Raw genomic sequence first — 264 nt, 5'->3', positions numbered from 1 at the left:
TAAAAGTGTCTCGGTCTGGATACTACAAATGGGCTGATACGCAGCAGAAACGACTATCCGGAAAAGATAATCGTGCAACATTTTACGATGACGTTGACCGCAAGATTCATCAGATCTGGAAAGACTCCGATGAGGTTTATGGTGCTCCCCGGATCACCGCAGAACTTACCGAGCGCTACCGGATCACCCTGAATCGCAAGACTGTGGCTAAGCGGATGCGCCTGATGGGAATTGAAGGGATTTCACCGCGTGCCTTTGTCCCGG

Annotated in this window: 1 protein-coding gene; it reads left to right on the top strand. The window is 50.8% G+C overall.

The annotated features are described in order from the left end of the window. The coding region (locus tag HMPREF2847_RS08905; protein ID WP_168168379.1) for an IS3 family transposase at positions 1–264 on the top strand (264 nt) is incomplete at both ends.

It is taken from the genome of Corynebacterium sp. HMSC074C03, assembly GCF_001838285.1.
Classification (GTDB): Bacteria; Actinomycetota; Actinomycetes; order Mycobacteriales; family Mycobacteriaceae; genus Corynebacterium; species Corynebacterium amycolatum.
The sequence above is the reverse complement of the archived record's forward strand: the minus strand, read 5'-3'. Positions and strand labels throughout refer to the sequence as shown.